At 73.6% G+C, this 22898-nt stretch carries 23 protein-coding genes; 16 read left to right on the forward strand and 7 right to left on the reverse strand.

Going from position 1 to position 22898, the window contains the following annotated elements:
* Window position 1: 1 nt before the first annotated feature.
* Entirely contained in the window at window positions 2-379 is a 378-nt protein-coding gene (locus ABGB11_RS17730; protein ID WP_347634022.1) for a helix-turn-helix transcriptional regulator, read from the reverse strand.
* Between the two features lie 105 nt (window positions 380-484).
* Here ABGB11_RS17730 and ABGB11_RS17735 point away from each other — a divergent pair, with 105 nt between their 5' ends.
* The gene (locus ABGB11_RS17735) at window positions 485-1624 is read left to right on the forward strand and encodes an FAD-binding oxidoreductase (protein WP_347634024.1); all 1140 of its coding nucleotides are present in this window, start codon (window positions 485-487) and stop codon (window positions 1622-1624) included.
* Between the two features lie 22 nt (window positions 1625-1646).
* Here ABGB11_RS17735 and ABGB11_RS17740 read toward each other — a convergent pair whose 3' ends face one another.
* On the reverse strand, window positions 1647-2912 hold the full coding sequence (locus ABGB11_RS17740; protein WP_347634026.1) for a hypothetical protein: 1266 nt from the start codon (window positions 2910-2912) through the stop codon (window positions 1647-1649).
* Window positions 2913-3035: 123 nt separating this feature from the next.
* Here ABGB11_RS17740 and ABGB11_RS17745 point away from each other — a divergent pair, with 123 nt between their 5' ends.
* Together ABGB11_RS17745 and ABGB11_RS17750 are read left to right on the forward strand one after the other, a co-directional pair.
* Window positions 3036-4121 (forward strand): dihydrodipicolinate reductase, encoded by a 1086-nt coding sequence (locus ABGB11_RS17745; protein ID WP_347634028.1) that lies wholly within the window; start codon window positions 3036-3038, stop codon window positions 4119-4121.
* Between the two features lie 27 nt (window positions 4122-4148).
* Window positions 4149-4883: a glucose 1-dehydrogenase gene (locus ABGB11_RS17750; protein WP_347634030.1), complete on the forward strand. Its 735-nt coding sequence runs from the start codon at window positions 4149-4151 to the stop codon at window positions 4881-4883.
* 21 nt (window positions 4884-4904) lie between these two features.
* On the opposite strand, the gene ABGB11_RS17755 is transcribed toward ABGB11_RS17750, so the two are convergent.
* Window positions 4905-5792, reverse strand: a complete 888-nt coding sequence (locus tag ABGB11_RS17755) for a lytic polysaccharide monooxygenase (protein WP_347634032.1) — start codon at window positions 5790-5792, stop codon at window positions 4905-4907.
* 552 nt (window positions 5793-6344) lie between these two features.
* Here ABGB11_RS17755 and ABGB11_RS17760 point away from each other — a divergent pair.
* From ABGB11_RS17760 to ABGB11_RS17780, 5 genes are all read left to right on the forward strand, one after another.
* A complete protein-coding gene (locus ABGB11_RS17760) occupies window positions 6345-7982 on the forward strand; it encodes an ATP-binding protein (protein WP_347634034.1) in 1638 nt (545 codons plus the stop codon).
* Between the two features lie 133 nt (window positions 7983-8115).
* Window positions 8116-8520, forward strand: a complete 405-nt coding sequence (locus tag ABGB11_RS17765) for a roadblock/LC7 domain-containing protein (protein ID WP_347634036.1) — start codon at window positions 8116-8118, stop codon at window positions 8518-8520.
* Entirely contained in the window at window positions 8517-8879 is a 363-nt protein-coding gene (locus ABGB11_RS17770) for a DUF742 domain-containing protein (protein ID WP_347634038.1), read from the forward strand. Before ABGB11_RS17765 ends, ABGB11_RS17770 begins: the two co-directional genes overlap by 4 nt.
* Window positions 8860-9501 (forward strand): ATP/GTP-binding protein, encoded by a 642-nt coding sequence (locus ABGB11_RS17775; protein ID WP_347634040.1) that lies wholly within the window; start codon window positions 8860-8862, stop codon window positions 9499-9501. Before ABGB11_RS17770 ends, ABGB11_RS17775 begins: the two co-directional genes overlap by 20 nt.
* Window positions 9498-10733, forward strand: coding sequence for a cytochrome P450 (locus ABGB11_RS17780; protein WP_347634042.1), 1236 nt, complete (start codon window positions 9498-9500; stop codon window positions 10731-10733). The genes ABGB11_RS17775 and ABGB11_RS17780 overlap by 4 nt, the downstream gene beginning before the upstream one ends.
* Window positions 10734-11396: 663 nt before the next feature.
* On the opposite strand, the gene ABGB11_RS17785 is transcribed toward ABGB11_RS17780, so the two are convergent.
* Together ABGB11_RS17785 and ABGB11_RS17790 are read right to left on the reverse strand one after the other, a co-directional pair.
* Window positions 11397-12503, reverse strand: coding sequence for a M20 family metallopeptidase (locus tag ABGB11_RS17785; protein ID WP_347634045.1), 1107 nt, complete (start codon window positions 12501-12503; stop codon window positions 11397-11399).
* Window positions 12504-12553: 50 nt separating this feature from the next.
* Window positions 12554-13588: a LacI family DNA-binding transcriptional regulator gene (locus ABGB11_RS17790; RefSeq protein ID WP_347634047.1), complete on the reverse strand. Its 1035-nt coding sequence runs from the start codon at window positions 13586-13588 to the stop codon at window positions 12554-12556.
* 140 nt (window positions 13589-13728) lie between these two features.
* Between ABGB11_RS17790 and ABGB11_RS17795 the strand changes: the two genes are divergently transcribed.
* The 8 genes from ABGB11_RS17795 to ABGB11_RS17830 are packed head-to-tail and all read left to right on the forward strand — an operon-like array spanning window position 13729 to window position 20843.
* A complete protein-coding gene (locus ABGB11_RS17795; protein WP_347634049.1) occupies window positions 13729-14604 on the forward strand; it encodes a BtpA/SgcQ family protein in 876 nt (291 codons plus the stop codon).
* Complete coding sequence (locus ABGB11_RS17800) at window positions 14601-15554, forward strand: carbohydrate kinase family protein (RefSeq protein WP_347634051.1); 954 nt, start codon at window positions 14601-14603, stop codon at window positions 15552-15554. The genes ABGB11_RS17795 and ABGB11_RS17800 overlap by 4 nt, the downstream gene beginning before the upstream one ends.
* A gap of 1 nt (window position 15555) precedes the next feature.
* Window positions 15556-16566: a substrate-binding domain-containing protein gene (locus ABGB11_RS17805; protein WP_347634053.1), complete on the forward strand. Its 1011-nt coding sequence runs from the start codon at window positions 15556-15558 to the stop codon at window positions 16564-16566.
* Window positions 16566-17321, forward strand: coding sequence for an ATP-binding cassette domain-containing protein (locus ABGB11_RS17810; protein WP_347634055.1), 756 nt, complete (start codon window positions 16566-16568; stop codon window positions 17319-17321). Before ABGB11_RS17805 ends, ABGB11_RS17810 begins: the two co-directional genes overlap by 1 nt.
* Before the next feature lie 2 nt (window positions 17322-17323).
* Window positions 17324-18340 (forward strand): ABC transporter permease, encoded by a 1017-nt coding sequence (locus ABGB11_RS17815; protein ID WP_347634058.1) that lies wholly within the window; start codon window positions 17324-17326, stop codon window positions 18338-18340.
* Entirely contained in the window at window positions 18337-19413 is a 1077-nt protein-coding gene (locus ABGB11_RS17820) for a phosphotriesterase-related protein (RefSeq protein WP_347634060.1), read from the forward strand. The genes ABGB11_RS17815 and ABGB11_RS17820 overlap by 4 nt, the downstream gene beginning before the upstream one ends.
* Window positions 19414-19473: 60 nt before the next feature.
* Entirely contained in the window at window positions 19474-20220 is a 747-nt protein-coding gene (locus tag ABGB11_RS17825; RefSeq protein ID WP_347634062.1) for a glutamine amidotransferase, read from the forward strand.
* Window positions 20217-20843 carry a TenA family protein gene (locus ABGB11_RS17830; protein WP_347634064.1) on the forward strand — a complete coding sequence of 209 codons (627 nt, stop codon included), beginning with the start codon at window positions 20217-20219 and terminating at the stop codon, window positions 20841-20843. Before ABGB11_RS17825 ends, ABGB11_RS17830 begins: the two co-directional genes overlap by 4 nt.
* 27 nt (window positions 20844-20870) lie before the next feature.
* Here ABGB11_RS17830 and ABGB11_RS17835 read toward each other — a convergent pair whose 3' ends face one another.
* Together ABGB11_RS17835 and ABGB11_RS17840 are read right to left on the reverse strand one after the other, a co-directional pair.
* Window positions 20871-21638, reverse strand: coding sequence for an AfsR/SARP family transcriptional regulator (locus ABGB11_RS17835; RefSeq protein WP_347634066.1), 768 nt, complete (start codon window positions 21636-21638; stop codon window positions 20871-20873).
* A 133-nt stretch (window positions 21639-21771) separates the two neighbouring features.
* Complete coding sequence (locus ABGB11_RS17840) at window positions 21772-22875, reverse strand: sugar-binding protein (RefSeq protein WP_347634068.1); 1104 nt, start codon at window positions 22873-22875, stop codon at window positions 21772-21774.
* Window positions 22876-22898 lie beyond the last annotated feature (23 nt).

Consider the following 22898-nt stretch of genomic DNA (forward strand, 5'->3'; position numbering starts at 1 on the left):
CCTATGCGGCCAGGGCGTAGGCGACCTGGCAGGTGGGGCCCGCCGGTGCGGTTCCGGCGGGCATCGCCAGGAGGCTCGTCGCGATCGCGAGCGTCAGGTCGCCGAGCGTCACGTCCAGGGCGCCGGCCACCGCCGCGATCATCTCGCTGGACGGCTCCTTGACCCCGCGCTCCATCTCGGAGAGGTACTGCGGGGAGACGCCGGCGCGGCGGGCGGTCTCGACCAGGATCTCGCCGCGTTCGAGGCGCAGCCGCCGCAGGCACTGGCCGAGCGCGTCCCGCCACAGCGGTTCCGTCGGCTGGGGTGTCGCGGTCGGCCCGTGCGGCTGCTCGTTCGGCGGCTCGGGGGCGGGCATCAGCGGGCGGGCGGTCTCGGCCATGCCGTCATGGTAAGGCGGCGGTCCCACCCACCCCCAGACATTCCGCCCACCGCAGAACCGGAACGCCCTCTCGCCGGAATCCCGTGGTCGGTCATCCTGGAGGGCATGCGGATACTGGTCGTGGGCGCGGGGATCGTCGGGGCGGCGCTGGCGGACCGGCTCACCCGTGCTGAAGCCGGCGGCCGAGCGCGCCCGCGGGACGAGGTCACGGTGGTCGAGGAGCGGGAGCCCGGCGCCGGGGCGTCCGGCACCAGCTACGCCTGGCTCAACGCCAACGACCCCGGCGACCCGGCCTACCACCGGTTCCGGACGGCGGCGCTTTCCGCGTGGCGTGACCTGGCCGCCGGGTTCGGCGCCCCGGCCTGGTACCGGCCGGCCGGCAGCGTCACGTGGGCGGCCGACGAGGACGCCCGGAGCCGGCTGGCGGACCGGACCGCCCGCCTGGCCGGCCTCGGATACGCCGCCGAACTCGTCGACGCCGACCGGCTGCGCGCGCTGGAACCGCACGTCCGAGCCCCGCGGGACGCGCTCATCGCGCACTACCCCGGCGAGGGCTACGTGCACGGCGGCCCGGCCGCGCGGGCGCTGGCCCGGCGCGCGCGTGAATCGGGCGCCCGGTTCGTCACCGGTCACCGCGCGGTCGCGCTCACGACCCAGGGCGAGCGCGTCACCGGCGTGCGCCTGGACGACGGCCGGGACCTGAACGCCGACCTCACCGTCTGCGCCGCGGGCCGGCACGCTCCCGCGCTGCTGGCCACGGCCGGCGTGACGCTTCCGCTGGTCGATCCGTCTGAACCCGGCTCCGCCGCACCCTGCCTCATCGCGACCACGACCGCGGCGCCGGACGCCGCCCTCAACGGGCTCGTGCACGCTCCCGGCCTGTCCGCCCGGCCGTCGGAGGACGGAGGTCTCGTGCTGGAGGCAGGCGATCTCGACGCCGGGGTCGACGAGTCGGCCTCCCCCGAGCTGGTCCGGGAGGTGGGCGCGGAGCTCCTCGCCCGTGCGCGCGCCGTCGTCCCGGGCTTGACCGCGGAGGTCGCCGCGGTGCGGCGGTGCGTCCGTCCCCTGCCCGCCGACGGGTACCCGCTCATCGGCTTCCAGCGGCCCGGTCTGTACACCGCCGTCACCCACAGCGGGATCACGCTCGCTCCCCACCTTGCTTCGCTGATCGACCAGGAGGTCCACGGCCGTCCGTCTCCGGCGCTCGACGCCTACCGGCCGGACCGCGCGGTCCACCGCTCGTAAAAGGCGGGGCCCTGCGCCGGCGTCAGACGGGAGTGATCGGCAATGAGCGCCGGGGCTCGAAGGCGAACCCGGCGCCTGTGCTGAATCGGACGACGGCGACCTCGTCGGCCTCCGGAGTCGGGACGTCGCGGCGGACGACGTCCAGCCGCCATGCCCCGCCGGACCCGAGCGCGGTGGCCTCGACGTCGAGGCAGGGGGCCACGGCGCGGACGGCGGCCCGGAGCGGAGCCGTCCACGCGGGGCCGCACAAGGAGATCCAGGCGCCGTCTTCGTGGGCGGGCGAAGGGTGGACCTCAACGCTCCCGTCCCCCAAGACGGCATCGACGTAGGCGGAGGGGTTGAGGAGCGGGTGCACCGCCAGCAGGCGGACCGCTCCCCGCGCGTCCGCCGGCAGGTCCAGGGCGCGGGCGAGCCGCTCCGCGGCGATGCCGGCGATGCCCACGAGCTGCTTGCGGCGGATCCGGAGCAGCTCGCCGGCGTCGGCGGCCCGCTCGGCCACGGCGAGGCCGAAGGCCCGGTCGAGCAGGTGCATCTGCAGGCACACCTCGTCGGCGATCCGGGCCAGCGCGGACCGCGAGAAGGCGGCGAAGTCGAGGTCGGACAGCAGCGGGCCCGCGTAGCCGGCGAGGCCGTCGTCGGACGGGTCGATCGGCGCCAGGTCGAGGTTCGCGGCCCGGGAGCGCTCGTTGGCGGCCAGCAGCGGGATGCCCCGCGCGTCCGGGTGCGACTCGTCGATGGTCACGGTCCACGCGCAGTGGGGGTGCCGGTCGGCCGGCGTCCGCGGGGGCCGGTGGATCGGCCGCACCCGCGCCTTCGGGTTGGTCGCGACCGCGGTCGCGTCGAAGGTGGGGTCCTCGATGTCGTGGCACATCGAGCGGACGTAGGCCTCGCCCATCGGCTCGACGTCCATCAGGGCGCCGCAGTGGTCGAGGTGGAACTCGCCGTGCCACCGGTCGTGAACGGTGTAGCGGAAGTCCATGAACTGCGGCGGAGCGCCGATGTCGAGCTGGAGGCCCTTGAAGATTGTCGGGACGTCGCCCTTCCCGGGGACCTCGGGGGCATAGCCGAGCGCCCGCTGCATCCGCCTGGTGTAGATCGGGCTCGAAGCGGCCCACTCCTCGATCGCGATCCGCGCCATCTCCTCCCTCCCGAACGCCGAGATGCACCACGCCATCCCGGACCGGTCGATGAGCTGCCCGATCAGGAGCAGCTCGGGCACGACCACCGCGAGCTCCGGCCGGGAGAGGGCGGCGTAGCGGCTCGGAGGTGTCGCCGGCGGGTGGACCATCTGCGGGACTCCCTGTGCGCGTCGGGTCGGACGGGACCACACTAGAACGCGTTCTACTATTTCTGGAATAATAACTGGACACCTGTCCGGCCGACGGGCGGCGCCCGCCCACCGAGGAGAGCCATGGCCATCCGCGTCCTGCACGTGGCGACCGGCAACGTCGGCCGCATCGCCCTGTCACAGCTGATCGAGGATCCCCGCTTCGAGCTGGCCGGCCTGGTGGTGTCGAACCCGGAGAAGGTCGGGCGGGACGCCGGCGAGCTCGCCGGCCTCGACGCCGTGACGGGCGTGGCGGCCACCGGCGACCTGGACGCGGCCCTGGCCGCGCGGCCGGAGTGCACGTCCTACTGCGCGATCGGCGAGGTCCGGTTGTTCGACGCGCTCGGCGACATCCAGAAGATCCTCGCCTCGGGCAGCAACGTCGTCGCCTCCTCGCCGGTGCCGCTCATCTACCCGTGGGGAGTGCTGCCGGACCGCATGATCGAGCCCGTGGAGGACGCCTGCCGCGCCGGCGACACGAGCCTCTTCGTCACCGGAGTGGACCCCGGGTGGGTCAACGACCTGCTGCCGTTCGCGATCGCCAGCACCTGCCAGCGGGTGGAGCAGGTGCGCTGCTCGGAGATCGCCGACTACGCGACCTACGACGGCGGCCCGGTCATGTTCGATTTCATGGGCTTCGGCCGTCCCCCCGGAGATCTGCCGAAGATGTTCAGGCCGGGGATGCTGGCGGCGTCCTGGGGCGTCAGCCTCCGCATGCTGGCCCGCGGATTCGGCTTCGAGCTGGACGACATCACCGAGTGGTACGAGCTGGAGCCGGCGCCGGAGGCGTTCGACGTGGCCGCCGGGCACGTCCCCGCGGGCGGGATCGCCGGCATGCGGTTCCAGATCCGCGGCGTCGCCGGCGGCAGGGAGGTGCTCGTCATCGACCACACGACCCGGCTCCGCGGCGACCTGCGCCCCGACTGGCCGCAGCCGGCGCAGGACGGCGGCTCCTACCGGGTCGAGATCGTCGGCGAGCCGTCCTACCGCGTCGACGTCTGCCCGACCAGCGCCAGGGGCGACCACAACTACGCCGCGATCGCCGCGGGCGCCGGCCGCATCGTCAACGCGATCCCCGACGTCGTCGCGGCGCCGCCGGGGCTGCGGACCCCGCTCGACCTGCCCTTCAACACCGCCCGCGGCGTGTTCGCCGCGGCGCTGTCCGACTGAGACCGGTACGGCAGAAAGGACCCGGCGATGGGACGAGTGGACGGGAAGACCGCCCTGATCAGCGGCGGTGCGCGCGGCATCGGGGAGGCGTCCGCGCGGGCGCTGGTGGCCGAGGGCGCCACCGTCGTGATCGGCGACATCCTCGACGACGAGGGCAAGGCCGTCGCGGACGACCTGGGCGACGCGGCCCGCTACGTGCACCTCGACGTGACGAGCCCCGAGGACTGGGCGTCGGCCGTCGAGACCACCGTCGGCGAGTTCGGCGGCCTCACCGTGCTCTTCAACAACGCGGGGATCGCCAACGGCGCGGCCATCAACCGGTTCAAGCTGGAGAAGTGGCGGCATATCATCGACGTCAACCTCACCGGCCCGTTCCTCGGCATCCGCGCGGCCACCGACGCGATGATCGCGTCCGGCGGCGGGTCGATCATCAACACCTCGTCCATCGAGGGCCTGCGCGGCACCTCCTGGGCGCACGGCTACGTCGCCTCCAAATGGGGCCTGCGCGGCCTGACCAAGTCGGTCGCCGTGGAGCTCGCCCCGCACGGCATCCGCGTCAACTCGCTCCACCCGGGCCTGATCCGGACCCCGATCACCGAGGGCATCCCCGACGACATGATCCCCGTGCCGCTCGGGCGCCCCGGCCGTCCCGAGGAGGTCGCCTCCTTCGTGGTCTTCCTCGCCAGCGACGAGTCGTCCTACGCCACCGGCGCCGAGTTCGTCATGGACGGGGGGACCGTCAACCAGATCCCCCACAAGTGACCCGGCCGCCCGGCACGGGGCTCAGAGCTCCCGGCGGAGCCGCATCCGGCGGACCGCCATGACGGCACCGCCGATCGTGAAGATCAGCGCCACCGCGGCGACGCCGCCCGCCGCGAGGAGCAGCTCCCAGCTCCGGCCGGACCCCGCCGGGGACGTGCCGGCCACCGGGCTGGGCGAGACGTCCACCGGCCCGGGGGAGCCGCCCGCCGCCTGCCCGCCAGGGGCGGGGGAGTCGTCGGTGCGCTTGGGGGAGGGGGCCTGCTTCGCGGGCTTCTTCCGCACGGCGCCGAACGTGACGTCGGAGCAGGAGTAGTAGGTGTCGGGCGTGTCCGAGGTCTGCCAGACCGTGTAGATCAGGTGCCGCCCCGTCTTGCCGCGGGGGATCCGTCCCGAGAAGACGTACGCCCCGTTCCGCCGCGGCGGGTCCTTGACCTTCAGGAACGGCTCGGCCTCCAGTGCCGACCAGGTCAGCGGACGGTCGGGCCGGTAGCCGGCGCGGGTGACGAACATTCGCAGGCTGCCCCGGTGGGGGATCGACACCCGGTAGCGGAACGTGTGGCGGGCGCCGGACGTCAGCCGCGTCGCGGGCCAGTCCGCGCGCGGCAGGTCCAGCCCCCGGAACCGCTCGATGCCCGCGCTGCACAGCTCGCCGTCCGGGATCATCCGGCGGTCGCGGCCGCCCACGTTCGGCACGCGCAGCTCGTCCCACTCGGCGAGCGCCCTTCCGCTCACCTTCGCCGCGGCCCGGCAGGCGGCGCTCGACCGCTCGGCGCCGCGCCCCGGCTCGCAGCCGGTCGCGCGGCTCGCCGGGTTCTCCAGCGCCCCGTGCGCCCCGGCCGGAGCGGCCGGGAGCGCCGCCCCGAGCAGGATTCCGAGTACGGACGCGAAGGCCGGTACGCGAACGCCCACGTCATGTTCCCCCTCAGATCGGAAAACTCCCAGGAGTACGCACCGGGCCGGGAGTGGGTTCATCCGCGTGGCTTAAGCACCGGAACTGCGCCATCGTCGCGATTACCGGCAAGTGAATTGCGAGGAGAAAAGTGTTTCTCCCGGCAACGGAAGGCCGGGCACCGGTGGGCCGATTACCAGGCGAGCGGCCTCGACCCGGAGGAGTACGGCGACACCGCGGACAGATTCGACTTCACCCGCGAGCAGAACCAGCGTCTCGTGTTCGCCACGGCCCCAGGTACTGCATCGGCGCGGCACTGGCCCGGCTGGAGGGACGGCCGGTCACCCTCGGCACCGTCCGGCCCTGAGCGGGCATCCCCTGGTCAGCGACCGGCTGGTCACTCGGTCCGGAGCGCGCAGGCCGCCAAGACGAAGATCGCTCGGGTTTCCGGGAAAGCCTGTGCGCGTGCGATCTATGGTGCATTCTGATCACGCCTTAAGTCCGTAATGGGCGCCGAGCGACGGGTCGATGGAGCCCCGCGCGCGTCGCCACCGCTCACAGGGACACGATGGATGGCAACACCAGCAGGTCTCGCACGCCTCGAACGCGCCGCGCTGGAACGCGCGTTCTGGATCTGGACGTTCGCGGCCATCGTCGTCGGCGGCGCCTGGCTGGGCGCGCTGCTCGCGGTGGACGGGGGGTCCCGCGCGCTGGTCGCGCTGGGGGGCGGCGTCGCGGCGCTGACCGTCAGCCTGGCGATCGGCGCGGCGGCCTACTACTTCGAGTGCGCGCGGGGCTTCCGTGACCGGCTGGCCCGGATGGAGGGCGAGGGCGACCGGCTGGAGCGCAGGCTCCAGGAACTGCTCGACGGGCCGCTGCCCTCGCTGATCGGACGCCTCCACGAGGGGGCGGCTCCGGACGAGACGCTCACCGGGCGGCAGCCGGACCACGTGCTGGGCCGCCTGGTGCACATGGTGGCGGAGGGGGTCGCGACCAGCGAGCGCGGCGCCGCCAAGGCCAGGGCCGAGCTGGCCACCCTGGAGGAGCAGGTCGCGCGGCTGGCCGACACGACGCTGCCCCTCCTCATCGAGCGGATCCGCAAGGACCGCGCCTCGGCCGACTCCGTGCTGGCCGAGATCGCGGCGCCCTCGCACGCGGCGCTGGAACGGCTCCTGCGCGAACTCGCCGGCGGCCTCGCCGCGGGGGAGCGCACCAGGGCGGCCGCCATGGCGGCCTGCGCGAGCGCGGCGGCGCGGATCCAGGCGCAGACCACGCGGATGCTCGCCCAGCTGCGCGAGCTGGAGGACCAGTACAGCGAGGACGAGGTCTTCGGCGACCTGCTCGACCTCGACCACCACGTCTCCCAGATGGGACGCCTCGCCGACAGCATCGCCCTGCTCAGCGGGGGCCGCTCGGGGCGGCGCTGGACCAAGCCCATCGTGATGGAGAGCGTCATCCGCGGCGCCATGGGCCGGATCGCCTCGTACCAGCGCGTCCAGTACCACTCGACCACGACCGCCGCCGTCGCCGGTTTCGCCGCCGAGGGGGTCATGCACGCGCTGGGCGAGCTGATGGACAACGCCGCCAACTTCTCCCCGCACGGCACCGCCGTCCACGTGTACGCCGAGGAGGAGGACGCGGGCGTCGTCGTCACCGTCGAGGACAGCGGGCTCGGGATGCGCCAGCGCGAGCGGGAGCGCGCCGAGCGGCTGGTCTCCGAGGCCGCCGACCTCTCGTCGCTGCCGGGGACCCGGCTCGGGCTGGCGGTGGTCGGGCGGCTCGCGGGCAAGCACGGCCTGAAGGTCAGCTTCCGGCCCTCGTCGCGCGGCGGCGTCGGCGTGGTCGTGCTGATCCCGCGCCAGCTCATCACCCAGCCCCTGGACACCGCTCCTGCGGGAACCCTCGCCGAGTCCCTCCGGAGCGCACCGAGGGACGCCCCCTCCAAAGCTCGCGAACCCGCCATGGCCACGGCGGGGGCGCCGGGCCCGGAGGGCGCCGACGGCAAGGTGCACCTGCCTAAGCGCCGCCGCGGCGCCACGCTCGCCGGGACGGTCCCGGAGCAGGCGTCCCCCGCTCCCCGGCCCCGCGACCCGGGCGCGCGGTTCGCGGCGTTTCGCGAGTCCGCCTCGGGGCGCCACCGGACGACCGGCGGCTCCTCGGGCGACTCCGGGGAGCACGACACCACGTCCACACAAGAACACGACCAGTAGGGCCCACGGCCCCGGCCCGCGCGGCGGACGGATCGCCGGGCCGGCCCGGTCCCGGCATCCTCGCCCGGACCGCAGCACCGACAGATAGGAGGCAGGGGCGCGCATCTGCGGCCGGTGCCGCCCCGTGATCTCGATGAGCAGCGACGAGCGCCAACTCGATTGGCTCCTGGCGTCCCTCGTGGACCGCGCCCCCGGCATCGTGCACGTCCTGGTGCTGTCCAGGGACGGCCTGAAGATCTGCCACACCGACGGACTGGACAACGACAAGGCCGACCAGCTCGCGGCCATCGCCTCGGGGATCCAGAGCCTGTCCCTGACCGCCTCCCACGAGTTCGGCACCGGCGTCGGCGCCGGGCAGTCGATGGTGGAGTTCGCCGGCGGGCTGCTGCTGATCATCCCCGCCGGCGACGGGGCCCACCTGGCCGTGGTGGCCCGCGACGACGCCGACGTCGGGCTCGTCGGACACAGCATGAACGAGCTCGTGGAGCAGATCGGCGGCTATCTGACCGCGGCACCGCGCACAGCCGCATCGAGATGAACCCGCGTCACCTGGACCTCGACGATCCCGACCGGCTCTACACCGTCACCGGGGGGCGGAGCAGGGTCGACGGCGACGGCCTCGACCTCGTCACGCTGGTCATCGCCGAGAACGACCCGGCACGCGGCATGCAGTCCGAGCATGTCGTGATCCTGCGGCTGTGCCGCCACCGGCCGATGGCCGTGGTCGAGCTGTCCTCCCATCTGAGACTTCCGGTGAGCGTGGTGAAGATCCTGCTGCTCGACCTGCGCGACACCGGCCACATCACCGTCCGCCATCCGACCTCGGCCACCGCGACGACCCACCTGGCCGACCCGGAAACGTTGAAGCAGGTGCTCGTTGGACTCCAAGAACTCTGACCACCCGGAGGGGACCGGACCGGCCGGCGGGGTGCCGCTGCGCAGCACCGCACGGGACGCCCTGAAGATAGTGATCGTGGGCGGGTTCGGCGTCGGGAAGACCACCATGGTCGGCTCGATCTCCGAGATCCGCCCGCTGAGCACCGAGGAGGTCATGACCAAGGCCGGGGTCGGCATCGACGACCCGAGCCGCGTCGCCGACAAGCGGACCACCACGGTCGCCTTCGACTTCGGCCGGATCTCGCTGGACGACCACCGCGTGCTCTACCTGTTCGGCGCCCCCGGCCAGAAGCGGTTCTGGTTCATCTGGGACCAGCTGTTCTCCGGCAGCCTCGGCGCGGTGGTGCTGGTGGACACGCGCCGCCTGGAGGACTCCTTCTACCCGCTCGACCGGCTGGAGCACCACCGGATGCCGTTCGTCGTGGCGGTCAACCGCTTCGACGACACCGGCCCGAAGCCCACGCTCGGCCAGGTCCGCGACGCGCTGTCGCTGGCCGAGAACGTCCCGCTGATCGACTGCGACGCCCGGGTCCGGGACTCCTGCAAGGGCGTGCTGATCTCGCTCGTCCGGCACCTCACCACGCTCCACGATCCCGCCGCACTCCAGGAGGCAGCGCAGTGACCGACGAGACCCGCCGGCCGCCCGCCGAGGAGGACGCCGTCCGCCTGTACGGGGCGGAGTTCGACCAGCGGCCGAGCGACTTCTTCGAGCGCATGCGCCGCGAGCACGGCCCGGTCGTGCCCGTCCTGCTCGAAGGCGACATCCCCGCCTGGTACGTGATCGGGTACCGGGAGGTCAACCACGTCACCTCCAACCCCGGCCTGTTCGCCCGCGACACCCGCCGCTGGAACGCCTGGGACATGGTGCCCGAGAACTGGTCCCTGCTGCCGTTCGTGGGCTGGAACCCGTCGGTGATGATGGCCGAGGGCGAGGACCACAAGCGCCGCAGCGCGGCGATCAGCGACGCGCTCGACGCCGTCGACCGCACCGAGCTGAGCAACAGCTGCGAGCGCATCGCCGACCAGCTGATCGACGGGTTCGCCGGGGACGGCGAGGCCGACCTCGGCAGCCAGTTCGCCGACCTGCTCCCGCCGCTGGTGATGGTCGGGCTCTTCGGCGTGCCCGACTCCGAGGCGGCCGACATGATGCGCGACGTCCAGGCCGTGGCGGGCACCGACGAGAACGCCGTCGCGGCGTACCAGCGGCTCCAGAAGACCATGGCGAGGCTGGCGGAGTCCCGCAGGGCGTATCCCGGGCCGGACGTCACGTCCCGCCTGCTCCAGCATTCCGCGAACTACACCGTCGACGAGCTGGTCAGCGACCTGATCCCCATGATCAGCGCCGGCCATCTGCCCACCGGCCACTGGATCGGCAACACGCTGCGGCTGATGCTGGTCGACGAGCAGTTCGCCGTGACGCTCCAGGGCGGCCGCGGAAGCGTCGCGCAGGCGCTCAACCAGGTGCTGTGGGAGGACACGCCGTCCCAGAACAACATCGGCCGCTTCGCCGTGCACGCCTGCGAGCTGGCGGGGCGCAGGATCCGCCCGGGGGACATGCTGATCCTGGGGTGGGCCGCGGCGAACGCCGACCCCCAGGTCCAGCCGCCGGCGCACGGCACGGGCGCGGGCAACCGCGCCCACCTGTCGTTCGGGCACGGCGACCACGGATGCCCCTTCCCGGCCCCCGAGCTCGCCGAGGTCATCGCCAGGACGGCGATCGAGGTGCTCCTCGACCGGCTGCCCGACATCGAGCTCGCGGTCGAACCCGACGAACTCCTGTGGCTCCCGTCATTCTGGGTCCGCCGCCTGGCCTCCCTGCCGGTCAGATTCAGCCCGGCCATGACGCCCCGCTGAGGCGTCACCGGAGCCGTTCGCCGGTGGACGACCTCCAGTTTGCGAGCGGCTGAGCGCGCTCGAACGCCGCCTCGGCGTGCGGCTCGTCCGGCGCGGCTCCCGGCGGCTGGTGCCGACCTCGGAGGGCGAGCTGTACGCCGCGCGCGTGGAGGCGCTCCTGGACCAGGTGCGCGAGCTCGAAGACATGATCGCCGACGAGGCCGGGGGCCTGCGCAGGGCCGTGGTCGTCGAGGCCACGCTCGGCGCGTGCCCTGCGCGTCGCCGTCCTACCTCGCCGAGCACGGCACCCCGGAGACCATCGAGGACCTGGACGGCCACGACTGCATCCTGCTGCGGGAGAACGAGAGCGACTTCGCGCTCTGGCGCTTCGGGGACGCGGACCGCGCCCGGGATGTGCGCGTCCGGGGCAGCCTGTCGAGCAACGACGGCGACGTGGTGACCGGCTGGGCGCTGGAGGGCCGCGGTGTGACATGCGTTCGGAATGGCATGTCGGACCGCATCCGGAACGCGGCGAGCTCGTCCACGTCCTCCCGCACGCGCCGACCCCCGCCGCCGGCATCTACGCCCTGGTCGGAGAGGACGGGCACGTCCCGCGGCGCGTCAGCGCCCTGGTCGACCACCTGGCCGTGCGGCTCCCGGCACGGCTCGGACGCTCGGGACCCGTCAGGCGGCTGCGAGCCGGCGGAGGAGGGCGTAGAAGGCTTCGGCGGCCGATGCGATCCCGGCGACGGAGCAGGTCTCGTCGGTGACGTGGGCCTGGTCCGGGTCGCCGGGCCCGAAGACCACCACGGCGGGGTCGCCGAGTTTCGCCGCCAGCACCGAGGCGTCGGTGAAGTACGTGGCGTATCGCGGGCGGTGTGCGGACGATTCCGGCTCCAGGATCTCCATGACGTCCGCGACGCCCGGCGCTGCGGGGTCGGTCGCGATGCCGGGCAGGTCCACCAGCCGCTCGACCGCGATCTCCGCGCCGCACAGACCGGCGATCGCGGCGACGGCGTCGCCGGAGCCGAACTCCGGGACCGTGCGGACGTCGATGCCCATCTCGGCGTGGTCGGGGACCAGGTTCGGCTGCACTCCGGCGTGGAACGTGCCGACGTTCACCGTCACCGGCCCGTGGGTCGGGCTGACGGGCCAGTCCGGGTGGCCGTGGACCCGCGTCGCCGCGGCGGCGAGCGCCGCGAGGGCGTTGCGGCCCAGCTCCGGGCGGGAGCCGTGCGCGGAGACGCCGTGGGCGGTCGCCCGCAGCCAGAGCGCGCCCTTGTGCCCGAGGACGGTCCGGTTGCCGGTCGGCTCCGCCACGACGAGCAGGTCCGCCGGCGCCGTCGCGTCCGCGCCGAGCCGGGCGGCGCCCTCGCAGCCGGTCTCCTCGCCGAAGGTGAACACGAGCTGGACGGGGCACCCGCCGTCGCGCGAGGCGCGCACCGCCGCCTCGACCTGGCAGGCGACCCCGGCCTTCATGTCGCTGCTGCCGCGGCCCAGCAGCCGCCCGTCGCGCACCTCGCCGCCCAGCGGGTCGAACGACCAGCCGGACGGGTCGGCGGGCACGGTGTCGAGGTGCCCGGTGAACGTCACCGGCACCCGGGGAAGGGCCGGGCCCGTCCGTGCGGTCACGTTGGCCCGGCCCGGCACCGGCTCCCGCAGCACGACGTCGAACCCCGCGTCGTCCAGCACTCCGGCGACGAGGTCGGCCGCCGCGCGCTCGCCGCCGCCTCGGGTGTCCAGCCGCACCAGCCGCCGCGCCAGCTCCAGCGCGTCCAGTACCTCGCCCATCTCCGTCCTCCCGCTTCGGATCGGCCCGCCCGTGCGCGGGCCGCTCGGCGTCAGGGTGCCGGGGCACCCGCCCGCGTGCTCTCGCGGACCACCAGGGACGGCACCAGCGCGACGCGGGCGGACGTGCCGCGCCCGCCCTCCTCGCCCTGCGCGGCCGCCGCGGCGGCCAGCAGCCGCACCGCCTCGGCCGCGATCCGCTCGCGCGGCTGGTCCACGGTGGTCAGCGCGGGCTCGCCCAGCCGCGCGAACTCGATGTTGTCGTACCCGGTGACCTGGACCGTCCCGGGAACGCCGACGCCGTGCGCCCGGCAGGCGCGGGTGACCCCCAGGGCGATGAGGTCGTCGGCGCAGACGATCGCGTCGGGCGGGCCGCCCTCGGTGATCAGGCGCGCGGCGGCCGTCTCCCCCCAGGCCACGCTGTAGTCGCCGAGGAGCACGTGGTCGGGGTCCACGGCGATGCTCAGCTCCTCCGCGCGGCGCCGGAACCCGGCGAAGCGCTGCTCGGTCGAGGAGTTGGTGAGCAGCGAGCCGACGAACGCCGCCGAGCGGGCCCCGCCCTCCCGGAGGTGGTCCATGACCTGGCGCATCGCGGCGATGTCGTCCACCCCGACCCAGTCGGTGCTGGTGCCGCCGACGAACCGGTCGAGCTGGACGAGCGGCAGCCGGTCGGCCGTGGCCTGGACGGCGGGGCCGCTCTCGGTGCCGTGGCAGGGGCTGACGATGATGCCGTCGACGTTGCGCGCCACGAGCGTGGCCAGCCGTCGCGCCTCGATCTCCGGATCGGACCGGGCGTCGCAGAGGAACAGCTCCTTGCCCTCGCGCCCGAGCGCGTGCTCGACGCTCTCCACCAGCGAGGTGAAGAACGGGTTGGAGATGCTCGGCACGACCATGCCGACGGTGTCGGTGCGGCTGTTGCGCAGCGCGCGGGCGATGGGGTTGACCTGGTAGCCGAGCTCCTCGGCGGCACGCCGCACCTTGCGCCGGACCCCGGCCGACACCGGGCCGCGGCCCGACAGCACGCGCGAGACCGTCGCGGTGGAGACCCCCGCGCGCTCGGCGACCTGGGCGATCGTGGGTCGCTGCAATCGTTTACCTCTCCGAACCGATTCAACGGCTGATCTTCGTGGTCAGCAACGTACTTACCGCAGCATAGACCCTTGACGGTCGGGCTGGTCGCTATCTACGGTTCGGTGAATCGCACTGTAATCGATTACATGGAGGTGCCATGGCGGAGTCGGCGGGGAGCGAGCGGGCGCCGGGGGTGTTCCCGGCGCGGCCGAACGCGCTGGTGGAGCTGTTCGGCACCCCGAAGGTCGTCATCGGCGTCGTGCACCTGCCGCCGCTGCCGGGCAGCCCGCACTACGAGGGCGTCCCGCTGGACGAGATCTGCGCGTTCGCGGTGCGGGAGGCGCGCGTTTACCTGGAGGGCGGCTGCCACGGACTCATCGTGGAGAACCACTGGGACATCCCGTTCCTCAAGCCGGGCGAGCACGGGTACGAGACCGCGGCGGCCATGGCCGTGGTGACCGACAGGGTCCGGCACGCCACCGGAGGGCGGCTCGGCGTGAGCGTGCTGTCGAACGCGGCCGAGTGCTCGATCGCCTCGGCCTGGTCGGGCGGCGCCGGCTTCGTCCGGGTCAACCAGTGGGCCAACGCCTACGTCGCGAACGAGGGGATCATCGAGGGCCAGGCCGCCCACGCCGCTCGCTACCGGAGCCGGATCGGCGCGGGCCCGGTGAAGGTCTTCGCCGACGTCCACGTCAAGCACGGCGCGCACGCCATCGTCGCCGACCGCACGCTGGCCGAGCAGACCGAGGACGCCGAGTTCTTCGGCGCCGATGTGCTCATCGCCACCGGCTCGCGCACCGGGGACGCCGCAGCCCTGGACGAGGTCGAGGGCATCGCCGCGCACACCGCGCTGCCGGTGGTCATCGGGTCCGGGATCACCGCGGGCAACGTCGGGGGACTGGTCGCCGCGTGCGACGGGGTGATCGTCGCGTCCTCGGTCAAGGACAACGGCCGGTGGTGGGGCCGCGTGGACGCGGCGAAGGTGCGCGAGCTGACCGCCGCCGCGGCCAAGGCCGGTGTGGACCTGCCGTGATCGTCTTCTGCGGCTACGCGAACGCCGACCTTACGGTCGCCGTTCCGGTGCTGCCGGGCCCCGCCGCGCGCGTCCAGGCGACCGCCGTCCGCCGGGGCGACGGCGGGATGGCGGCCAACGCGGCGGTGGCCGCGGCCCGGATGGGCGCCGACGCCCGGTTCGCCGGGGCGGTCGGCCCCGACCCGCTGAGCACGGAGTTCCTGCGGACCCTCGACGCCGACGGCGTCCGCACGGACTGGACGTCGCGCACGGGCGTCCTCACCACGGCCGTCGTCCTGCTGACCCCGGACGGCGAGCGCTCGATCATCAGCCAGGACGACCAGGTCACCCCCGGTCACGTCGCGGACGTCGCGGGCCGCGCCCGCGCGGCCGGCGCGGACTGGCTCTACCTCGACGGCTACCGGTTCCCCGCGGCGGCGGCCGTGCCGGGCGGTCCCGGCGGCCCCGCGCTCGTGGTCGACCTGGACGGCTGCGACGGCCCGCGGGCCATGCGCGCCGCCCTGGACGCGGCCGACCACGCGATCGTCGGCCGGGCCCAGGCCGCGGCGTTCCTCGGCGCGGACGCGGGCGCGTTCGCCGCGGCCGCGTCCGAGCATCGGGTACACCTGGTGGTCACGGACGGTGCCCGGGGCTGGACGCTGTTCACGCCCGGCGGCGGGCGGCACGGCGGACCCGCGATCGAGGTGACCGCCGTGGACGCCACGGGCGCGGGCGACTGCTTCGCCGGCGCCTACTGCGCGGAGCTGGACCTGGGCGCGTCCCCGCCGGACGCGGCCCGGGTCGCCGCCGTCGCGGCGGGCCTGTCGTGCACCCGGCCCGGCGCCCGCGACGGCCTGCCGCGCCGCGAGGCCGTCCTCGCCCACATCCGAGCGACCCCGACAGAACCGACACGTACCGACGCCCCCGCGGGCGGGGCGCCGCACTCGCCCGGCCCCGCCGAGAGGAGATGAGATGCGACGAACGGTGACGGCCGCGGCGGCGGCGGTCCTGCTGCTCACGGCCGTCGGCTGCGACGTGCAGGCCCGCCGCGAGATCGAGGCCGAGAAGAAGGCGACCGAGCAGGGCCCGCCGCCGCCCGCGCGGGTGGCGCAGGCCTGCAAGGTCCAGGGCCGCGCACCCAAGATCGGGATCGTGCCGATCAACCTCCAGGCCCTGTTCTTCAACCAGATCAACACCGGCGCGCAGACCGTGGCCCGCAAGGCGGGCGCCCAGGTGCAGATCGTCAACGGCAACGACGACTCCACCACCCAGGCCAACGCGATCGACGACATGGTGGCCGGCCGCTACGACGCGATCATCGTGGACGCGGTGGACACCGAGGGCATCAAGCCCGCGATCCGGCGGGCCGAGGCGGCCGGGATCCCGGTCGTCGCGGTGGACGCCACCGTCGACGACCCCGCGGTCGCCACCCAGGTCGGCACCGCCAACGCCGAGGGCGGCCGGCAGCTCGGGGAGGCGCTGGTGAAGCAGTCGGGCGGCAAGGGCGAGATCGGCGTGGTGGGCGCGCTGAACAGCACGATCCAGAACGAGCGGCAGAAGGGCTTCGCCGACGCGGTCACCGCCGGCGGCATGAAGATCAAGACAGTCGTGGACGGCCGCAACATCCAGGAGAACGCCCAGACGGCCGCCGAGAACCTGCTCACCGGCAACCCCGGCCTGCCCTACGCCTACGCCACCGGCGAGCCCGCCCTGATCGGCCTGGCGGCCGCGGTGGTCGGGCAGCAGCGCACCGACGGCCTGAAGGTCGTCGGCTGGGACCTGTCCCAGCAGGCGGTGGACGGGCTGCGGGCCGGCTGGATCACCGGCGTCGTCCAGCAGAACACCTTCCGGTTCGGCTACGAGGCGATGAACGCCGCGGTCGACCTGGCCTGCAAGCGGACGGCGCCGAAGGACGTGCCCGTCCCGACCCAGATCGTGACCCCGGCCAACGTCAAGGGCTACCTGTACTACCTGGAGAAGTGATGGGCGATCGACCACTGGTCGCGCTGCGCGGCATCACCAAGTCGTTCGGTGCGGTGCAGTCGCTGCGCGGGGTGGACCTGACGCTGGCGCCCGGCGAGGTGCTCGGCCTCGTGGGCGACAACGGCGCCGGGAAGTCGACACTGATGAAGGTGCTGGCCGGCGCCGTGCAGCACGACTCCGGCCAGATCACGCTGGACGGCCGCGACGTCCGGTTCGCGAGCCCGGCCGACGCCCGCCGCGAGCGGATCGGCATCGTCTACCAGGACCTGGCGCTGTGCGACACCCTCGACGTCGCGAGCAACCTGTTCCTCGGCCGCGAACCGCGCCGGGGCCCGTTCGTGGACCGCCGGACGATGCACCGCAGGGCCGCCGAGACGCTGTCGGAACTGCACGTCCGCGTGAAGTCCACCTACCAGGAGATCGGCCACCTGTCCGGCGGGCAGCGGCAGGCGGTCGCGATCGCCCGTGCCGTGTCGTTCGAGCCGCGGGTGCTGATCCTGGACGAACCGACCGCCGCCCTCGCCGTCGCCGAGGTCCGCCAGGTGCTGGCCCTGATCCGGGACGTGGCCTCCCGCGGCGTCGGGGTCATCCTGATCACCCACCGGCTGCAGGACCTGTTCGAGGTCTGCGACCGCATCACCGTGATGTACGAGGGCCGCAGCGTCGAGGACGAGCCGGTGTCCGCCCTGGACATCGAGCGGCTCGTCGCCATGATCACCCGGTCCGGGACCGGCACCGCAGAGGAGGTGGCCTGACCATGAGCGCCCCGGCAGCCCCCGCGCCCACCGTCCTGGCCGAGACGCCCGGCTGGTGGGAACGCGCCAACAAGGCGACCCTGGCCATGGCCGCCGTCACCGTCCTGCTGTTCGCCGGCTTCGGCATCGGCGCGGACAACTTCCTGAGCTTCGACAACATCTCCAACCTCGCCACCCAGGTCGCGATCACGCTGATCGTCGCGGTGGCGATGACGTTCGTGATCACCACCGGGCAGATCGACCTGTCGGTCGGCTCGACGGTGGCCTTCGTCGCGGTCGGCACCGCCGAGATGCTGAAGGCCGGCTGGGACTCGTCCCTGGTGATCGTCGCCGCGCTGCTCGCCGGGCTGTTCTGGGGCGCGGTGAACGGCTGGCTGGCGGCCTACCAGAAGATCCCGCCGTTCATCGTCACGCTCGCGACGATGTCGGTGATCCGAGGGCTGGCGCAGCTGTGGACCCAGGGCTTCTCCGTCCCGATCGACCGGCGGCTGTACGTCGCCAAGATCGGGGAGGCGGACTTCCTCGGCTTCTCGGCGCTGGCCTGGATCGCGCTGGCCGCCGTCGTGATCGGCGCGGTGCTGCTCGCCCGGACGCGGTTCGGCGGCTACGTCAACGGCATCGGGTCGCAGGAGGAGTCGGTGCGCCGGGCCGGGGTGGACACCGCCCGGATCAAGATGATCACGCTGATGCTGGCCGGGCTGGCGGCCGGCGTGGCGGGCCTGCTCACCGCGGCCCGGCTCGGCTCGGGATCGGCCAACTCGGGGCAGGGCTTCGAGCTCACCGTGATCGCCGCGGTCGTGCTCGGCGGCACCGACCTGTTCGGCGGCCGGGGCACCATGACCGGCACGATCATCGGTGCGGTGATCACCGGCGTGATCGCCAACGGGCTGACCCTGCTCAACGTGAGCCCGTTCCTCACCCCGATCGTCACCGGCCTGGTCCTGCTCGCCGCGATCTGGGTCAACCTGCGCGGCCGCTCGCTGGCCGACCTGGCGTCCCACCTGGTCCGCGGGCCATGACGGCGGACGGCGGGACCACGCCGGCCGCCGGGGGCGCGGTCGCGGTGACGACGGTGACGGGCCCGGTCTCCAGCGCCGGGCTCGGGCTCACCCTCACCCACGAGCACCTGCGCAACGACCTCCGCGCGGCGGTCACGGAGCCGGAGGACCCGTCACTGGCCTTCTTGCGCGACGCCCGCACCGAACCGGGTCTGGCGTGGCTGCTGCGGGAGCAGCCCTACGCCTGCCTCGACCACTGCCGGCTGGACGACGACGCGGCGATGCTCGCGGACCTGCGCGCGTTCGCCGGCGCCGGCGGCGGCACGGTCGTCGACGTCACCCCGGACGGCATCGGGCGCGACCCGCTCGCCCTGCGCTCGCTGGCCGAGCGCAGCGGGCTGCGGATCGTGATGGGCTCGGGCTGGTACCTGGAGCGCCACCACCCGGCGGACCTGGCGCAGGCGGACGAGAGGACCCTCGCCGCCGGGCTGGTCGCCGAGTTCGCGGACGGCGCCGGCGGCACCGGCGTCCGGCCGGGCGTGATCGGGGAGATCGGAGTCTCACCGGACTTCACCCCCGGCGAGCACACGGCGCTGCGCGCCGCGGCGCGGGCGCAGCGCGAGACCGGCGTCCCGCTCTACGTGCACCTGCCGGGCTGGCAGCGCCGGGCGCACGAGGTGCTCGACATCGTCCTGGGCGATTGCGGCGTCCCGCCCGGCGCCGTCGTGCTGTGCCACATGGACCCGTCCCACGACGACCCCGGCTACCAGAACGCCGTCGCCGAGCGCGGCGTCTGGCTGGAGTTCGACATGATCGGCATGCCGTTCACCTACCCGGGCGAGGGGCGGTCGCCCGCCCCGCACGAGACGGCGCGCGCGATCGCCCGGCTGATCGGGCGCGGGCATGCCGGCCGCCTGCTGCTCAGCCACGACGTGTTCCTCAAGAGCATGCTCACCGCGTACGGGGGCAACGGCTTCCGCTACGTGCCGGAGCTGTTCGTCCGGCGGCTGACCGCGCTCGGCGTCGCCGCGGACGTCGCGCAGGGGCTCCTGCGGGCCAACCCCGCCCGGCTGTTCGAGGACGCCGCGGCCTGACCACGCCGGCCGGGACCGGTCCGGCGTCACCCACCCGGAAACGACCAGAAAGGATCACACGTGAGCCGCGTCCTGATCGCAGGCGAGAGCTGGATCACCCAGTCCACCCACATCAAGGGGGTGGACTCGTTCACCACCAGCTCCTACGTCGTCGGTGTCGAGCCGCTGCGGCGCGCCCTGGAGAGCCGCGGCCACCAGGTGACCCACCTGCCCGCGCACCTCGTCCCGGCGCGGTTCCCGGCGGACGCGGACGCCCTCGCCTCCTACGACGTGGTCGTGCTCTCCGATATCGGCGCGAACTCCCTGCAGCTCGCTCCCGAGGTCTTCGAGCGAGCGGTGCCGGGCGCGGACCGGCTCGGCGCGCTCCGCGGCTGGGTGGGGGACGGCGGCGGCCTCCTGATGGTGGGCGGCTACCTGTCGTTCACCGGCTTCGAGGCCAAGGCCGCCTTCCGCAACACCGTCCTGCACGAGGTGCTGCCCGTGGAGCTGCTCCCCGAGGACGACCGCGTGGAGCTTCCCGCGGGGGCGCGCGCCGAGGTGACCGTCGCGGGCCACCCGGCCCTCGGCGGCGTCACCGGCGAATGGCCGCTCCTGCTCGGGTACAACCGCGTCCTGCCGAGGCCCGGCACCGAGGTCCTGGCCACGCTCGGCGCCGACCCGCTGGTCGCCGTCGGGCCGTACGGGGCGGGCCGCTCGGCCGTGTTCACCTCCGACTGCTCGCCGCACTGGGCGCCCGCGCCGTTCTGCGAGGAATGGGACGGCTATGCCCGGGTGTTCGGCGGGCTCGTCGAGTGGCTGGCGCGATGAGCCGCTCGCACCGGCTGCGGGAGGCGTGCGCGGAGCCGATGGGGCGAGCGCTGGGCATGCGGTTCGCCGAGGAGGTCCGCACGGGCGTGATCGGCGACCAGGCGTACGCCGACTACCTGGCCATCGAGGCGTCCTTCGTCGAGACCGCGGCACGGCTGCACGGCCTCGCGGTGTGGGACGCGCCCGGCCGGCGGGCGATGGAGCGCAACGCCCGCGCCGTCCACGCGCTGATGACCGACCAGGCCGCCTATTTCGACGCCGCGCGGGCCGCGTGGCCCGTCCCCGCGCGCCAGGACGCGGCGCGGCGGGCGGCGGTCCTGTCGGAGTTCGCCCTCGCGAGCGCCCGCGAGGGCGGGTACCCGGCGGTGGTGACCGTGCTGTTCGCCGCCGAGAGCCTCTACTCGACCTGGTGCAGCCGGGCCCGCCGGGAGGGCCGCGTCCCGGCGGGCCCGGTCGCCGACTGGGTGGCCATGCACGCGGACGAGGCGTTCCGCGCGGGCGTGGACGCGCTCGCCCGGGAGGTGGACGGCCTGCCCGCCGGCATCCCGGACGACCGGCTCGCCCGCTGGTTCGCGGGGATGCTGGAGGCCGAGATCGCCTTCCACGACGCCGTCTACGCCTGAGTCCGGCGCCCTGCCGATGCCGGGCGGCTACCGCGCCAGCAGTTCGAAGTACGTGCGCTGCAGGTCCGGATCCGGGTCGACGCCCAGCTCGCCGGAGAGCCGCGTGCGGATCGTCTCGTACCGCGTCAGCGCGTCGGCGCGGCGCCCGGACCGGCCGAGGGCGATGAGCAGCCGCGACCACAGGGGTTCCCGGAGCGGGTACCGCGCCGCCAGCTCGCTCAGCTCCACGATCAGCTCCCGGTGCCGTCCGGCGGCGAGATCCAGGTCGATCCGCCGTTCCAGAGCGGTGAGGTAGCGTTCGAGCAGCCAGGGCCCCTCCGATTCCCGGAGCCGGGCGGACGGCACCCCCTCCAGGGGCTCTCCGCGCCACAGATCGAGTGCCTCGGAGAGCAGGGCGCGCTCCTCCTCGGCGGTGGCCGCCGTGCCGGCTCTGTTCAGGATGCCGAGGAACCGGAGCGAGTCGACGTTCTCCGGCTCGGCGCACAGGACGTAGCCGTCGGCGGTCGAGCCGATCGCCGTCGCGCCGAACCGGCTCCGCAGCCGGGCGATGTACGTCTGGACGCTGCGCCGCACGTTGTGCGGGCGGTCCTCCTCGCCCCACGCCGCCGCGGCGAGGCGGTCGACCGTCACCGCCTGGCCCGGCGACAGGGCCATGACGGCCAGCAGGACGCGCAGCCGTCCGGCCGTCGGCGCCGTCGGCCGTCCATTCACCGCCACGGAGAACGGGCCCAGCAGACCGACGGAAATGACCTGTGCTGCGCCCGTGCCTTGGCTCGATCTCGCGAACTCGACCATGGCGGCATCGAACGCGCGTTCCACCCCTCTCAGCAACCGGCTGGACGAATTCGGACGAGATCGGACGGGGCGGTGCCCGGCCTCTCCGGGTGCGGTCCGGCGGGGCGTCGGCCCCGCCGGACCGTCCGGCCGTCTACTTGGTGAGCGGGGCGAGCTTGGGGTCGTCGGCGTACGCCTGGCCTGCGTTCTCCTTGGTCACGATGACCGGCGGGAGCAGGAAGGCGGGCACCACCTTGACGCCGTTGTTGTACGACTTGGTGTCGTTGATCTGGGGCTTCTCGCCGCTCTGCAGGGACTTGACCATGTTCACGGTCTCCGCCACGAGCTTGCGGGTGTCCTTGTTGATGGTGGAGTACTGCTCACCGGCCATGATCGACTTGACGGACTCGACCTCGGAGTCCTGCCCGGTGACGACGGGGAGCGGCTTGCCGGCGCCCTTGACCGAGGTGAGGATCGCGCGGGCCAGGGTGTCGTTCGGCGACAGCACGCCGTCGACGTTCGTCTTGCTGTAGGTGGAGGTCAGCAGCGAGTCCATGCGCTGCTGCGCGTTCTCGGCCTTCCAGCCCTGGATCGCGGTCTGCTTGATGTCCGTCTGGCCGGAGCCGACCTTGACCTCGCCCTTGTCGATGAGCGGCTTGAGGACGCTCATCGCGCCCTCGAAGAAGACCGCGGAGTTGTTGTCGTCGGGGGAGCCCGAGAACAGCTCGATGGTCCAGGGGCCCTTCGCCTTCTTTGCCTTCATGCCGTCCAGCAGGGCCTGTCCCTGCAACTGGCCGACCTTGAAGTTGTCGAACGCGATGTAGTAGTCGACGTCCTTGGTGTTGGTGATGAGCCGGTCGTAGGCGATGACGATCGCGCCGGACTGCTTGGCTTGCGCCACCTGGGTGGACAGCTGCGCGGCGTCGGTCGCGCCGATGACGATGACCTTCGCGCCCTTGGTGACCATCGAGGAGATCTGCGCCTGCTGGTCGGCCACCGTCGTCGAGGCGCCCGCGTACTGGACGTCGGCCTTGAACCCGGCCTGCTTGAGCCCGCTGGTGAACAGGTCGCCGGCCAGGACCCAGTTCTCGGACGTCTTGGCGGGCAGCGCGACGCCGATGAGGGAGTCCTTGGGGAAGCCCTTCTCGCCGTCGCCGCCGCCGCTGGAGCCTTCCCGTTCGTTGGAGCAGGACGCGGCGGAGAGCGCGAGCGTGACCGCCGCGCCCACCGCCAGGGCCTTGGTGAAGAGTGAGCGCATTGTCGGATGACCTTTCTCGGTGT

It is taken from the genome of Actinomadura sp. B10D3, from assembly GCF_039871695.1.
Taxonomy (GTDB): Bacteria; Actinomycetota; Actinomycetes; order Streptosporangiales; family Streptosporangiaceae; genus Spirillospora; species Spirillospora madurae.